This is a genomic window from Candidatus Synechococcus spongiarum (genome assembly GCF_900047545.1).
Lineage (GTDB): Bacteria > Cyanobacteriota > Cyanobacteriia > PCC-6307 > Cyanobiaceae > Synechococcus_B > Synechococcus_B spongiarum_C.
The window spans coordinates 1-13918 of sequence record NZ_FITM01000129.1 but is presented as its reverse complement, the minus strand read 5'-3'; the positions used below and the strand labels follow the sequence as shown (position 1 = coordinate 13918).

At 60.3% G+C, this 13918-nt stretch carries 12 protein-coding genes and 1 pseudogene; 5 read left to right on the top strand and 8 right to left on the bottom strand.

Translation table 11 applies throughout. From position 1 onward, the window contains the following. Positions 1–661: 661 nt before the first annotated feature. Positions 662–868, top strand: coding sequence for a hypothetical protein (locus FLM9_RS08380; RefSeq protein ID WP_074457617.1), 207 nt, complete (start codon positions 662–664; stop codon positions 866–868). A gap of 72 nt (positions 869–940) precedes the next feature. Here the strand turns inward: FLM9_RS08380 and mrdA are convergent, their stop codons facing one another. The 8 genes and pseudogenes from mrdA to FLM9_RS05405 form a co-directional block, all read right to left on the bottom strand. Further along, positions 941–2749, bottom strand: a complete 1809-nt coding sequence (gene mrdA / locus FLM9_RS05440) for a penicillin-binding protein 2 (RefSeq protein WP_074457616.1) — start codon at positions 2747–2749, stop codon at positions 941–943. Further along, a complete protein-coding gene (locus FLM9_RS05435; RefSeq protein ID WP_143324620.1) occupies positions 2749–3162 on the bottom strand; it encodes a hypothetical protein in 414 nt (137 codons plus the stop codon). The genes mrdA and FLM9_RS05435 overlap by 1 nt, the downstream gene beginning before the upstream one ends. A 25-nt stretch (positions 3163–3187) precedes the next feature. Beyond that, the gene (locus FLM9_RS05430) at positions 3188–3472 is read right to left on the bottom strand and encodes a hypothetical protein (RefSeq protein ID WP_143324619.1); all 285 of its coding nucleotides are present in this window, start codon (positions 3470–3472) and stop codon (positions 3188–3190) included. A gap of 152 nt (positions 3473–3624) precedes the next feature. Beyond that, on the bottom strand, positions 3625–4350 hold the full coding sequence (locus FLM9_RS05425) for a Bax inhibitor-1/YccA family protein (RefSeq protein WP_074457614.1): 726 nt from the start codon (positions 4348–4350) through the stop codon (positions 3625–3627). A gap of 89 nt (positions 4351–4439) precedes the next feature. Continuing rightward, positions 4440–5462 (bottom strand): PhoH family protein, encoded by a 1023-nt coding sequence (locus FLM9_RS05420; protein ID WP_074457613.1) that lies wholly within the window; start codon positions 5460–5462, stop codon positions 4440–4442. A gap of 39 nt (positions 5463–5501) precedes the next feature. Further along, positions 5502–5750: pseudogene (gene rpsP, locus FLM9_RS05415) on the bottom strand (30S ribosomal protein S16); the annotation flags it as partial. 122 nt (positions 5751–5872) lie between these two features. Next, positions 5873–7348, bottom strand: a complete 1476-nt coding sequence (ffh, locus tag FLM9_RS05410; protein WP_074457612.1) for a signal recognition particle protein — start codon at positions 7346–7348, stop codon at positions 5873–5875. A gap of 77 nt (positions 7349–7425) precedes the next feature. After that, a complete protein-coding gene (locus tag FLM9_RS05405) occupies positions 7426–9543 on the bottom strand; it encodes an IMS domain-containing protein (protein WP_074457611.1) in 2118 nt (705 codons plus the stop codon). Positions 9544–9711: 168 nt separating this feature from the next. Here FLM9_RS05405 and pdhA point away from each other — a divergent pair, with 168 nt between their 5' ends. The 4 genes from pdhA (at position 9712) to psbX (ending at position 13803) form a co-directional block, all read left to right on the top strand. Then, the gene (gene pdhA / locus FLM9_RS05400) at positions 9712–10764 is read left to right on the top strand and encodes a pyruvate dehydrogenase (acetyl-transferring) E1 component subunit alpha (RefSeq protein WP_074457610.1); all 1053 of its coding nucleotides are present in this window, start codon (positions 9712–9714) and stop codon (positions 10762–10764) included. A gap of 35 nt (positions 10765–10799) precedes the next feature. After that, the gene (locus tag FLM9_RS05395; RefSeq protein WP_074457609.1) at positions 10800–12908 is read left to right on the top strand and encodes a M3 family metallopeptidase; all 2109 of its coding nucleotides are present in this window, start codon (positions 10800–10802) and stop codon (positions 12906–12908) included. Positions 12909–13066: 158 nt separating this feature from the next. After that, a complete protein-coding gene (locus tag FLM9_RS07975; RefSeq protein WP_143324618.1) occupies positions 13067–13621 on the top strand; it encodes a hypothetical protein in 555 nt (184 codons plus the stop codon). Between the two features lie 62 nt (positions 13622–13683). Then, complete coding sequence (gene psbX, locus FLM9_RS05390; protein WP_074457608.1) at positions 13684–13803, top strand: photosystem II reaction center protein PsbX; 120 nt, start codon at positions 13684–13686, stop codon at positions 13801–13803. Positions 13804–13918 lie beyond the last annotated feature (115 nt).

Genomic DNA, 13918 nt, shown 5'->3' with positions numbered 1-13918 from the left:
TATCTCCAATCCATACGTTCGCTTCTGGAAGATTCCTCAGCAGGAGGTCAGCACCGCTGAAGTCGCTGCGCATTGCCCTTGCCTGAGCAGAAGGCGGACAGGTCGTCCTTTTCGGTCGCACACCACAGGTTGCTTGCTGGTGAGGATCCCTGTGGTACGACCAATCAAGCGCGGTTCGGCAACCCCTTTTTAGGGCTGGAGGCAGTGCGATGGGCTTTGACGCAGGTGTCATCGATCATCAGCACCCCTTCTGGCTCCACACCTACACGGCTCATCCCACGAGACTTGGTAAAGAAGGGCTTTCATCCTCTCAAGCTGTTCCTCACTGAGCCAGAACAAACCGTCCCTCCTCCCTCCTGAAGGTCTCTTGGGCATTCCTCTCACCAGAGAGGGGATCTCTCTTCCTCTCCTTATGAGTCCTGATCCTAAGCCTGCTGACCTTACTGCCCCTCCGGCGGCTTTACCTCTCCCACAACAGCCCACGGGCGAGGATGGCTTGCGCCCACAGCTGAGCAGTAGTAGCACACCGCGGGCGCGGGCGGAGCTTGGGTCCCCGGACAGCCTTGGTCATTGGTCCCTGTCTATTCCTGTCTGTCTTGACGAGGTCTGGACCTTTCCCCTAATCTAGAGTCCTGGTTTTTCGGATCTCGGAGGCATCCCAATGGACACCGCAAGCAACGGCAGCCAAGGCACGGTGATCAAGCAGCAAGAAGCTCTGTGCAAAGAAGGTCTGCAACGAGTCTTTGATTCCACCCTCTGCTTCGGCAGAATGGAAAAGCCAATTGTATCAACCATTCGCTTGCAGCGCATGAGGGTTATTGTTGGTCTCTGGGAGACTGCCCGTCAACTCCATGACTCAACTCCATGACTCCAAGTTCAAGTCATGGGCCAGGATCAAACTGCATTTCTCCTGCCATTGTAATCAGACTTCATTATATTCTTAAGACTTGAAATAAGCCTCCATCACAGCTTTGGCGATGGGCAAGGCATGGACTGACCCTCCCCCCGGGCTATTGGCGGCAAAGGCAACCACCACAATTTCCGGATTGTCGGAGGGGGCATAGCTGGCAAACCAGGCGTGGTCTTCACCATGGGAGGAGTTGTCTTCTGCGGTGCCGGTCTTGCCGGACACATCGGGTAAGTTCACACTGTTCATTCCATACCCGGTGCCGTCCGCCACCACTTTGCGTAACCCCCGCTGCAGGGTGGCCCAGGTCTCAGGTCCAAAGGCAACGGGTTGACGTTGGGCCAGCCAATCCATCGGTTCGCCGGTTTGGGGATTCAGGGAAGAGAAGTGGGGTCGCACCAGCCAGCCCCCGTTGGCAATGGCGGCATAGGCCCGGGCCACCTGGATGGGAGACACCTGCACCACGGACTGCCCAATGGAGGCGCTGGCCATGTCTTCGGGAAGCCAGGGTGTCCGACCAGGCTCCGCCCAGCCACGGCCTGCGGCAGCCCACTCTTCGTTGCCCACCAGACCTGGATCCTCATCAAAGCCGATTTCAATGCCGCTGCGCTTGGTAAAGCCCAGTTTCACGGCAGCATCATGGAGCGCCATGGAGCCTGAGCCGACACCCACCTGGTAGAAAAAGGTGTTGCTGGAGAAGCGCAGAGCATCCTCATAGCCAATCTGGCCAAAACCTTCGCCGTTGTGATCCGGGAAGCAGTGGCTGCCGTAGGTGATGCAGGCGGTGGTGCGCAGCGTCGTCTCCGGTGGGAACTTCCCGGATTCCATCCCCGCTGCAGCCGTCACCACCTTGAACACACTTCCCGGGTTATAGGGATTCAGGGCCCGGTTCAGCATGGGCAGGGTGCTGGAGCGAAACAAGGCATCCAACTGTGCCTGGGGTTTGACCGGCTGGGAGAAAAAATTGGGGTCATAGGCCGGGCGGCTCACCATGGCCAGAATGGCCCCGTCCCGTGCATCCATGGCCACGATGGCTCCCACGGCATAGTCGGCAATGGCCGTCTCCGCCGCCTGCTGCAGGGCGAGATCCAGGGTGAGTTGCAAGTCCTTGCCCGGCACGGAGGGCTTCTCCCCCAGTGGACGCTGCACATCCCCATTGGCACTGACCTCCAGGGTGCGCCCCCCCCACTGCCCACGCAGGTGCTGCTCGTAGGCAGCTTCAAGGCCAGTGCGGCCGATACGATCCTGGATCTGGTAGCCCTGGCTCGCCAGATTGGACAACTCCTGGTCGGTGACGGGGCTGGTGTACCCCAGGACATGGGCCGCCGTGACGCCATGGGGGTAAGCCCGCAGGTAGTCCACACCCACCTCCGCCCCGGGAAGCTCATCGGAGCGCTCCAACAGCTTGATGGTTTGGTCAGGGGTGAGCACGTCCGTCAAGGCAATGCGGTAGTCCGCTGCTCTAAAGCTGGCCCGACGTTTCTCCAACTCCTTCTCCGGGACACCCAGCAGGGTGCTGATGCGGTGGCGCAGTTGCTGCCAGTCGGGACCGGTTGCCTGCTTGGGCCACACGTAAAGCTTATGGACCAGACGGCTGGAGACCAGCACATCTCCATGGCGGTCCAGCATCTGTCCCCGAATAGGCTGGCTGGGCGCCACCCGCACGCTATTTTCCCGGGCCCGCACACGATTCTGCTCTCCTTCCATGATCTGGAGCCAGAAGAGCCGTCCACTGAGCACCAGCACCAGCGCCAGCAGAAGCCTTAGCAGCAGACCATGTTTGCCTTGATCAAGACCCACTTGGCGCGGCGGCTGCCCTTCCAGGGGCGTAGCACCAACCATCAGGGCTTCGTTTTGGCTGTGGGAAGAGCCGCTTTGAGTTGGGCCACCCGCTCGGCCATGAGCACCAGGCGCTCCTGCAACTCCTGGATATCGTCCTCCTGCCCGGATGGGTCAGCAGGCTGGGACTGCACCTCCACGTCCACCTCCACAACGGGATTACCCAAGCCGGGAGCCAGTTGATCCAACAGGTCCCGTAGTTGGCGGGCATCGTCTTCCCCATCCTGGCGCAGGTTGGCAACACCGTCCTGTCCACTCAGCAGGTCGTTGAGCAGATCTTTGGTGCGCGCTGATCGCAACCGGGCCACGGCACCGAGACCAACCGGCAGCACATCGTTGAGCATCTGCAACCGCAGGCTCTGCAAGGGATCGTTGGCCATGGACATCTCGACACAGAACCATGGTACGAAGTCCAAGGGGAAGATGGTTGGAACTTGTTTGTCAAGGCTGACGTAGATGGGCGTCCGGCCCAGGCTGGGGCTGGGGGGATGGCACGATAAAGCTGAGCTGGTTGCCCGTTTCTGACTTCACATGGAGGCGCTGGCAGCCGGCCGCCAGTTGCGAGGCATGGGTAACGCGCCCCCGTTTGTTCTGATTCAGGATCACTTTTGCTCCCACATCCGTGGATCCATTGCTGAGAAACCGCACACTGGTTACGTCCCCATCCAGCCAGTGAATCAACACTGTGTGATCCGCCACCACGGCGGAATCCTCTGGGAAGGACATCACACAGAACCTCGCCACCCCATTGTAAGTGCAATCCGGTCGATGGGTGGCGGCTTGGGGGATGGCAGCAAAAACTGGCCAGAGGGCCGTAGCCTTAGCCAGAGCCAGAGTCCCGGCAACGACCAGGATGAACCTGAGCGACATTCTCGCTCTCAATCTCTGCTGCTGCCACTCAGTGCAATCACCAGTCGCAGAATAAAGATGAACAGGTTGATGTAGGTGAGATACATGCTCAGGGCACCGGCCAGGTACTGATCATCCCGATAGGTGCGCGGCATGGTGTAGAAGTCCAGAAAGGCCGCGCCGGTAAAGAGGACTGTGCCGAAACCGGCAATCATCAACTCAAAACCGCTCCCGCCAAACCCCGGCAGGAAGATGCCGCCGATGAGCTGGATCACCATGGCAATGATTAAGCCGATGATGCCCAGGCCCACCACCTGCCCCAGGGCCTGGCCGACGCTGTCACTCATGCGGCGACCATAAACCGAGGCGATCAGAAAGGTGGCGCCCGTGGCCAGGGCCGCAGTGCCAACGCCGCCAATACCGGCGGTGCTGAGGGCCAGGGCCACCAGTCCGCTGAGGGTGAAGCCGGTGATCAGGCTGTAAAGGGCCAACAGGGGCAAGGCTGTGCTGTTGTTGCCACGGTTGGCCACACCCTGGGCCACGAAGAAGAGCACCAGGTTGCCAATCAAGGCAACCCAGAACAGGGGCATGAAGGCGGGGGTGCCCACCATGGACAAGCCCCCAAACGTGCCCACAGCCGTAAGCACCATGCCACCGCCCACAAAGGGCAGGGCTTTGTTCACAACGTTGGGTCCCACCAGGGCGCTGGCTTGCGCCTCGCGAATGGCGTCTTGAAAATTGCTTTGGGCAGGCATGGGATATTTAGAAAGCCTGTCCCAATTTTGCCAGGAACTTCAGGGAGGGGAGGATGGGGTTTTCCCTCCATTGGGGAGCGCACACCAGCTCAGTGACGCCGCCGCTCAACAAAGCGGCCTGCCGTGACCAGGGCCTGGCGGTTGTGCTGGTCAAAGCGTCCATAGGCTTTCACGATGCGCTGCACCAGAGGGTGACGGACCACGTCGGCACCGGTGAGCTCAATCATGGCCACCCCCTCCACCCCCTTGAGGACAGCTTTGGCTTCATCGATGCCACTGCGCTGATGACGGGGCAAGTCCGCCTGGGAGGGATCCCCTGTCACCACCATGCGGGAGTTGTCCCCCAGACGCGTGAGCACCATGCGCATCTGGGCGGGGCTGGTGTTCTGCGCCTCATCCAAGATGATGAAGGCATCCGCGAGGGTGCGGCCCCGCATGTAGGCCAGGGGCGCCACCTCAATGGTGCCTTTCTCCAGCAACGTCCCGGTGCGCTCCTGCCCCAGGAGCATGTGCAGAGCATCATAGAGGGGGCGCAGGTAAGGGTCCACCTTCCGTTGCAAGTCCCCCGGCAGGAACCCCAGCCGCTCCCCCGCCTCCACGGCCGGACGGGTGAGGACCAAGCGCTCCACCTTGCGGGCATTCAGCATCTGCACCGCCAGAATGGTGGCCAGGAAGGTTTTGCCCGTGCCGGCAGGGCCGAGGGCAAAGGTGAGCGCGTGACGTTCAATGGCCTCCACGTAGGCTCTCTGCCGCAGGGTGCGGGGACGGAGGAGGCGCCCCGTCTGGGAGCGGGCCAGGACGGTATTTCCCAGGTTCTGGTGTTCCTGGCCCCGGCCTGTGTCCAGTGCTGTCAGCGCTGTGGTGAGGTCGGTTGGGGTGACGGGTTCCCCGGTGCTCCATAGGGGTCTGAGCAACTCCACCAGTTGGGCAGCCCGCTGCACCTGTGCTGGTCGTCCCTGAATTTGCAGGGCAAGACCGTGGAGTACAAGACGGGAACCTGTGGCATCCCCCAGCTGCCTCAGGGTACACTCGGCTTCCCCGGCAAGGGCGATGGCGGCATCCGGTGAGGGAAGCTGCAGGAGGAGACGCTCAGCTCCAGCAGGCCCCTCCATGGGAACACCTCAAGCTTGGCTGGGTTGGGGCGTCTTGAGGGGCCGTTCAGGCTTGGGCAGCAGACCACCACGTTGCAGCAAATGGCGCACTGTTTCCGTAGGTTGGGCCCCCTGCTCCAGTCGTCGCCGAATGGCTTCCGTTTCCAGGCGCGTCTCTTTGTTGCGGGGGTTGTAGAAGCCCAGCACCTCCAGGGGCCGTCCTTCACGACGCACTGAAGCTTCCATAGCCACCAAGCGAAAACTGGCTTCCTGCTTTTTGCCAAAGCGCTTCAGGCGGAGTTTGATCATGGACGGTGACGGCGAAAAGCGGGACAGATGAAGTGTAACCGATGCGGATCCCCATTGTAGTAGGCCATGGACTGTGGCCAGGGTCAGCCGGAGGGAGCACCAATGGTTCGCCAGCCGGTGGCTCAGAGATCGGCAAATCCCTTGCGTTTGCGGCCTGCTTTGGGGCGAGTGTGCGCAGCCATACCCCCCTTGCCGCGTCCGCCTGTTCCGGCCCTGGACGGCTGCGGCAGGACTGGCATGTCTCCCGGACCTGATGGGGGCATGCCTGGAAACCCTCCGCCAGGTCCTCCCCCCGGGAAGCCACCGCGGCTCATCTTTTGCATCAAACTGCCCATGCGTTGGAAATCCGCCAACATCTTGTCCACCTGGGCCGCACTGTGGCCACTGCCGGCCGCAATGCGGCGGCGACGGCTGGGACTGGCGGCCAACAGGTCGGGTTGCTTCCGCTCCGCTTCGGTCATGGAGCCGATCATGGCCTCAACCCGTTTGACCTGCGCTTCCCCCTGACGCAACAGGCCGTCATCAATTTTGGCCATGCCCGGAATCATTTTCATTAAGGATCCCAACGACCCCATGCGTTTGATCAGGCGCATCTGCTGCAGGAAATCCGCAAAATCAAAGCGCGCCTCCATGAGCTTTTTCTGCATCTTTTCCATATCCGCCACCTTCACCTCCTTGGCGGCTTTCTCCACCAGGGTCAGCACATCTCCCATACCCAGGATGCGGCTGGCCATGCGTTCAGGGTGGAACGGTTGTAGCGCTTCCACCTTCTCGCCGATGCCAACGAACTTGATGGGCGCCCCACTCACTTGGCGGATGGACAGGGCGGCGCCACCACGGGAGTCCCCATCCAGCTTGGTGAGCACCGCACCAGTGATGCCCACCTGCTCATGAAAGGCGCGGGTCAGTACAGCCGCCTCCTGGCCAATCATGGCGTCCACCACCAGCAACACCTCATGGGGGCTGGTGGCGGTGCGGATGCGCACCATTTCCGCCATCATCTCCCCATCAATTTGCAGACGACCGGCAGTGTCCACTAGGACAGCGTCAAAGCCCTCCTCCCTCGCCTTGCTAACCCCTGCCGAGGCAATGGTCTCCGGTCGTTCATCCGGGCCAAGGCTGAACACGTCCACGCCAATCTGGCTGCCCAGGGTACGCAGTTGGTCAATGGCCGCAGGGCGGTATACATCGGCAGCCACCAGCAAGGGCCGCAGACGCTTCTCCTTGAGGTGGAGTCCCAGCTTTGCAGCCGCCGTGGTCTTGCCGGCCCCTTGCAGCCCTGCCAGAAGGATGACACTGGGACCCGAGGGCGCTTGATTGAGGGGGACATTGGCTCCACCCATCACCTCCACCAGTGCATCGTGGACCAGCTTGATAAACTGCTGATCAGGGCTCACCCCGCGGACCACCTCCGCCCCAAGGGCCTGCTCCCGCACCGTGGCCAGGAAGGGTTTCACCACAGATAAGCTCACGTCTGCCGCCAGTAAGGACCGGCGCACGTCCTTGAGGGCTATCTCAATATTGGTCTCGTTGATTTTGTCCTGGCCCCGCAGGCTCTTGGCGGCGGCCTCAAAGCGCTGGCTGAGTTCTTCGAACATGGAGCAGACGGGGCTGGAACTTCACACTAGGGTGCAACAGAATTGGCGTTTGCGCTGGTGTTCCTGGTGAGATCCCCTTAAAGCGATGCAACCCCTGAAGGGGATGAAGGAGAAAAACGCAGCAGTTTCCAACCCTGCTGCTCACGAGTAAACGTATAGTCATTCCTCAAAATTGTTGGCCCCAGGGTGTTTGTAGTGGCGCCGTCAGCATCGCGTGTGCTCTCGGCATAAGTTAAGACAACCCTGGCGCTCACTTGACTTGGGGTCTGGGCAGACAGAGACACGTCACCCAGTGTGGTTCTCACGTTGAGTTGTTCGCCGCGCTCCCGCAACAACTGATGTTGGTTCAGCACAGCCGTCACCTGCTCAGGCACGGCAATCAGCGCCAGTGCATCCAATGTGTCTGGACTGGGCTGGGTGGCGGGGGCGGTGTCAAGTACCGACGCCTTGGCGTGGAGCCAGGCCTTCAGAAGAGTTGTCACGCCCGCAAGATCCAGCACCTCAGCTTCTTGTACCGCCTGAATCCGCAGGAGATCAAGAGGGGCCGGGGTGTTTGCCAGGGATGGCGGCGATGGAGGAAGATTATTGATGACCGCTGCATCCGGGGGAGATGATGGAGGCTGCGGTGGTGGGGAACCCGGCGTTTCGGCTGGAGTAGTCAGCAGGGACCAGGGGCGCAGGACTGCCAGAGCAACGGTGACGCCAGCCACTAGGGCGCTTTTTGCCATAAGGGGCCACAGCGTTTGGCGTTGAGGCGCGACAGGTGCGGAATCCATCGCCTTGTTGCTTTTGGCGGCAGATCTGGCGGTACTTGAGGCCTCCACGTCAGACCAGCGGTGGTGGGGTGGCCGTAACGACAAGGGCTCCTGCTGCCCTGCCTGCTCAGCTTGGAGTGCCTCCTTGATGGGCTTGGCGGGGGTGAACAAGGCCAGATCCTTCGTCGTCTGTTTGACCTTTCTTCCTCCATTGGACTTGCTCTCCGGTTGTCCAGGATGGGGCACTGGTAGAGAATCCCTGTCCTTGATGTAGTCCTGAACCTGGGGATCCAGGAAATAAGCATCCAGATCAACCTTGCCGCGAGGATCCACGTCCCGGTAACAGGGCAGCACCTGCCGCTCCAGCCATTGGCTACAGAAGCTGCACAGGCCGGGGAGACTGTCAGGCATGGATGGATAAGACACAAGCCACTGGCAAAGGCGGGGATCCTGACAGGACTTCACCATGTCCTGGGCTGCATCCGGTTGCCCCAACAGCAACAGCAAACAGGCTTTCTCGGGCTCCAGTCCTCCTACGTCCACGGCCTCCATGGCGGCCAGGGCCGCATCAATGTGGGCGGGCTGACGGCGCTGAAAGCCGGCCGCCGCCCTGGTGTAGGCCAGGAGAAAGGTGGCGGTTGATGACTTTTGGACGCTGTAACCCTCAAAAAGCTCCAACTGCTCGTCAATGGTCAGACAGGGGCGAATTTGTTTGAAGAAATCCCGGAACACGATGGGGGAGCATCGCTCGTCATCCTCCGTATCCAGGCCACCGCGGTAGTCAATCAATGCCTTGAGGCTTCTGAGGCCCCGCTGCCGCTCCATTGGTGTGCAGGCCTGGCCGAGGAGATCCAAAACCTGGAACGGGGCAACTTTGTACAGATCATCCTCCAGAACTGCTTTGCGCCTGGCTTGGGAGGCATGCTGTGCCATCACTTGGATGACGCGCTCCAGGATTTGTGCGGATTGGTTGTAGAGCCGCCTGGTCCACATCTGCTGTGAAGCACGGCGTGCTGCCAAGGCGGCCATCAGCAACAGGTCCGCCTGCCGATGGCCACGGAACGCCCCCGTCTCGCCTCGCTGAGACAATAACTCCAGGGCCAACTCAAAGGCTTGGAGATTGTCCTGGGCTTCCAGCAACAGTAGGGGGGCAACCATCTCCTGGTCAGGTTCAAGCTCAATACCGGAGAATCGGTCCTCATCAAGACCGTCCTCACCGGGGATGATTGCCAACTGTCGTCCATGGAGCTGGCAACGCTGCTCATCCATGAGAAAAGCGCCACTGGCCCGCAAGAGTTCGGCGCGGGCATCCAACGTTTCCAAGGAATAGCCTTCGGACGGTGGGTTCTTTAGACGCTCAATGAGGGCCTGCTCAATCTCCGAGCTGTTGACTCCTGGCTTGACCCCAAGCACGCGGAAGTGGTCCAGAGGTAGCTTCATCTCAAGGTTTCAGTGGATGCGTGTTGGCAACGCTCTGTTGTGGGGTCAAGTATGCTAATAAGTTTAGCTGCTGATCTCCTTGTCAGGTCTCCCGATCTTTACGGATGAAGAAGCTGGCACGCTTAAAATCAATCCTGTCTTTCAATCGTGCAGCCGCAGGCAACTGAAATGGTTCAGGAACTGGCAGAAGCGACAGGTGATCAACAGCGTGAGGCTGGGCAGCAGGCCCCTGCCTGGACCCTCCTGCAAGACGTGGGGCTCACCCTCTACCGGGACATGGTGCTGGGACGCCGCTTTGAGGACAAGTGCGCGGAGATGTACTACCGGGGCAAGATGTTTGGCTTTGTCCACCTTTACAACGGCCAGGAGGCTGTCTCCACAGGCGTGATCCAGGCCCTGCAGCGGAAGCATGACTGGGTCTGCAGCACGTACCGTGACCATGTGCATGCTTTGAGCATGGGTGTGCCTGCACGGCAAGTGATGGCAGAATTGTTTGGCAAGGAAGCCGGATGCAGCAAGGGGCGGGGCGGCTCCATGCATTTATTTTCCCGAGAACACCACCTGCTGGGGGGCTACGCGTTTATCGGCGAGGGGATTCCCGTGGCGCTGGGCGCTGCCTTTTCCAGCCGTTATGGTCGTGACGTGCTGAAGGACACCAGTAGTGATGCCGTGACCGCAGCCTTCTTTGGGGACGGCACCTGTAACAACGGGCAGTTCTTTGAGTGCCTCAATATGGCCCAACTCTGGAAGCTTCCCATCCTCTTCGTTGTTGAGAACAACAAATGGGCCATTGGCATGGCCCACGACCGGGCCACCAGCAATCCGGAGATCTACCGCAAGGCAGCAGCTTTTGGCATGGTGGGTGAGGAAGTGGACGGTATGGACGTGTTGGCCGTCCGTGCTGCGGCTCAGCGTGCCGTTGACCGGGCCCGCTCCGGCAAGGGACCCACACTGCTGGAGTGCCTCACCTACCGCTACCGTGGCCACTCCCTGGCTGATCCGGATGAATTGCGGGATGCGCAGGAAAAGGACTTCTGGGCACAGCGGGATCCCATTATGGCCCTGGCAACCCAACTGATCCGCCATGACCTGGCCAGCCCCGAGCGTTTGGCTGCCATCGACAAGGAAGAGGAAGCGCGGGTCGCAGATGCGGTGGAGTTTGCCCTTGCTGCTCCGGAGCCCCAGCCGTCTGATCTCAAGCGCTACATCTGGGCTGAATAGTAAGACCCAAAACCAGCCCCCGGACCCAGGATTTGATGACCAGCACCACCAACCCCCTGCTTCTTGGTCACGGCTTTCCCCCCTATGAGCAATTCACGCCTGAAGCCATTGGGGCAGGAATGCCGGAACTCCTGCAGCACCTGGAAGCGGCGCTTGCCCGCCATGAAGCCAGGCTCGCTGCCCTGGAGGAGTTCACCTGGGAACAGGTGATGGATCCCTTGCACCACGTTGAGGAGCGGCTCCGCTGGGCCTGGGGTGTGGTGAATCACCTGACGAGGGTTTGCGACAGTGACGCCCTGCGGCAGGTACACAGCCAACAGCAGCCTGCCGTGGTGGAGTTTTACAACCGCCTGGGCCAAAGCCAGACCCTCTACAATGCCCTGCGGCAGTTGCAACAGCGACACCGGCAGGGGCTGCTGCCATTGGATGGGGTGCAGCAGCGCATCCTGACCACGGCGGTGCAGGCCATGGAATTACAGGGGGTGGGCCTGGAGCCGGAGCAGCGCCAAGCGTTTAATGACGCCACCACCCGTCTGGCGGAGTTGTCCACCCGCTACAGCAACCATGTGCTGGATGCCACCAAGTCCTGGAGCCTTTTGCTTAAGGAGCCTCGGCAGGTGGACGGTTTGCCGGAGAGCCTGCGGGAACTCATGGCTGCTGCAGCCCGTGAGGCCGGCCACGGTGAGGCCACCGCAGCAGCTGGTCCATGGCAATTGGGATTGGATCTCCCCCGTTACGGACCCTTTCTGCGCTGCAGTCGCCAGCGGCACCTGCGGGAGAAGGCCTACCAAGGCTATGTGAGTCGGGCCTCCGCCGGGGACACGGACAATCACCCCCTCATCCGCAAGATCCTGACCCTGCGCCATCAGCAAGCCCAGCGACTGGGCTATACAACCTGGGCCCAGGTGTCCCTGGTGAGCAAGATGGCCGGATCCGTAGAAGAGATTGAGCAGTTGGTGGAGGACTTGCGCCGGCCCAGCCAGTTGGCCGCGGCCAGGGAGTTGGAGCAGTTGCGCCAGTTGGCCAGGGAGATGGGCGCCCCCGAAGGGGAGCACCTGCAGCCCTGGGACGTGTCCTACTGGAGTGAGCAACTGCGCCGCCGCCGCTTTGACTTGGATAGCGAAGCCCTGCGTCCCTGGTTTCCCCTGGAGCAAGTGTTGGCGGGACTCTTTGGCCTCTGTGAACGGTTGTTTGCCATCCACATTGTGCCGGCTGACGGTGAGGCCCCCACATGGCACAGGGACGTGCGGTTTTTCCGGGTCGTGGATCAAGCGCAGAACACCCCTATCGCTGCCTTCTATCTGGATCCCTACGCACGGCCTGGACAAAAGCGCGGTGGGGCCTGGATGGATGAGTGCCTAGTGCGGCAGCGGAACCACCAGGGCCAGGTGGTGGTCCCCGTGGCCTATCTCATTTGTAATCAAACGCCACCGGTCAACAGCGCCCCCAGCTTGATGACCTTCATGGAGGTGGAAACCCTGTTCCATGAATTCGGCCATGGCTTGCAGCACATGCTCACCACCATCGATCACCCCCAAGCCGCTGGTCTCAATCTGGTGGAGGATGACGCCATCGAACTGGCCAGCCAGTTCATGGAGAACTGGTGCTATGACCAGCCCACCGTTGTGGCCATGGCCCGCCACTGGCAAACCGGAGCCCCCCTGCCGGAAGCCGAGTTTGAAAAAATCAGCGCCGCCCGCACCTTCATGGCCGGCACGGCAATGCTGCGACAACTAGGTTTTGCCCAGGGTGATCTGGAACTCCATGCCCGCTGGCGGCCTGACAGCCAGGAATCACCAGAGGCAGCATGGCATCGTATTGCTACAGCCATGGCCGCGCTGCCCCCCATTGCCGAAGATGCCACCATCTGCGGCTTTGAGCATCTTTTCTCAGGAGGATATGCGGCAGGGTATTACACCTATAAATGGTCTGAAGTGTTAAGCGCAGATGCCTTTGCCGCCTTTGAGGAGGTGGGTTTGGCAAATGAAGCAGCGATTCGTCGCCTAGGCAAGGACTACCGGGATACAGTGCTGAGCCTGGGGGGTAGCCAGCCCGCTGGGGAGGTGTTCCGCACCTTTCGTGGGCGCGAACCGTCTACGGAAGCGCTGCTGCGCCACTCGGGGTTGGTTGGGGGCAGGAACTAGGAGAAAAATTCAGGTTAGGCTGGCTCCAATGTTGATCTTGTCAAGTTGTGGCCGCTTCTACCAACCATCAAGTCTCTTCGCAAGACCAGCCTCAACAACAGCCAAGCGATCAACCTGAATATGCCGGGAAGGGCGCTGCAACAGCTGCAAGTCATGCCATGAAGACGGCCAGTGATGTTGTGGCAGATGGAAGAGCAGCGATTTTTCGTGATGCCCGTAAGTCTATTTTCAACTGGATTAAAAATTTGAGGCGGGGCGCATGGGCTTTGATAAAAGAACCTGTCAAGGCTTTCTTGTTAAAATTATTATTAATAATCCTGTTAATAGTTTTAATCAGATTGGCTTTTCCTTATTTTATATCTTTTGTCAGTTATTTGATTGCTAGATTTCTTCGCTGGTTTTTCAGGCCTTTTTATTCTATCCATGACAACATATCCCATGCGATTCAAGCCCTGGGTCACGGTGCAGTTGGTATTGGCCACGACATTGCCCATGGTGCTGCCGCTGTTGGCCGCGTCTTAGGTGATGGAGCACGGGCGCTGGGGCATGGTGAAGTTGGCATTGGCCATAGCATTGCCCATGGCGCCTCCTTTGTGGGCCGCAGCTTAGGGCATGGAGCACGGGCACTGGGGCATGGCGCGGTTGGCATAGCCCATGGCGCTTCCGCTGCGAGCCGCAGCATATGGCATACGATTCAGCAATTCAGTCTTTAACAACTCCGGCCCAGGCGCCGCACACTCCCCTACACTTGTGGCAAGTTGAGTATTCAGCCTCCGTGACTCCCTCTCTTTCAGCGTTTCTGAGCAGCCTGGTTTGGGGCGCCGTCATTGTTGTGATCCCCATCACGGCGGCGCTGCTCTTCGTGAGCCAGGCGGACAAGGTCAGCCGCAACTGATGCCCAGCCCCGTCCAACCTTGCCCGTTGCCCGGCCCAATCACCTACCCTGGGGAGTAGCTCCTCACCCCGGCTGAGGTCCCATGGTCAACACGTCCCTCAACTGGGTCAGCATC

Coding starts and splice junctions, on each gene's coding strand:
- FLM9_RS08380 (WP_074457617.1), top strand. CDS start 662: ATGGACACCGCAAGCAACGGCAGCCAAGGCACGGTGATCAAGCAGCAA.
- mrdA (WP_074457616.1), bottom strand. CDS start 2,749: ATGGTTGGTGCTACGCCCCTGGAAGGGCAGCCGCCGCGCCAAGTGGGT.
- FLM9_RS05430 (WP_143324619.1), bottom strand. CDS start 3,472: ATGTCCTTCCCAGAGGATTCCGCCGTGGTGGCGGATCACACAGTGTTG.
- FLM9_RS05425 (WP_074457614.1), bottom strand. CDS start 4,350: ATGCCTGCCCAAAGCAATTTTCAAGACGCCATTCGCGAGGCGCAAGCC.
- FLM9_RS05420 (WP_074457613.1), bottom strand. CDS start 5,462: ATGGAGGGGCCTGCTGGAGCTGAGCGTCTCCTCCTGCAGCTTCCCTCA.
- ffh (WP_074457612.1), bottom strand. CDS start 7,348: ATGTTCGAAGAACTCAGCCAGCGCTTTGAGGCCGCCGCCAAGAGCCTG.
- FLM9_RS05405 (WP_074457611.1), bottom strand. CDS start 9,543: ATGAAGCTACCTCTGGACCACTTCCGCGTGCTTGGGGTCAAGCCAGGA.
- pdhA (WP_074457610.1), top strand. CDS start 9,712: ATGGTTCAGGAACTGGCAGAAGCGACAGGTGATCAACAGCGTGAGGCT.
- FLM9_RS05395 (WP_074457609.1), top strand. CDS start 10,800: ATGACCAGCACCACCAACCCCCTGCTTCTTGGTCACGGCTTTCCCCCC.
- FLM9_RS07975 (WP_143324618.1), top strand. CDS start 13,067: ATGAAGACGGCCAGTGATGTTGTGGCAGATGGAAGAGCAGCGATTTTT.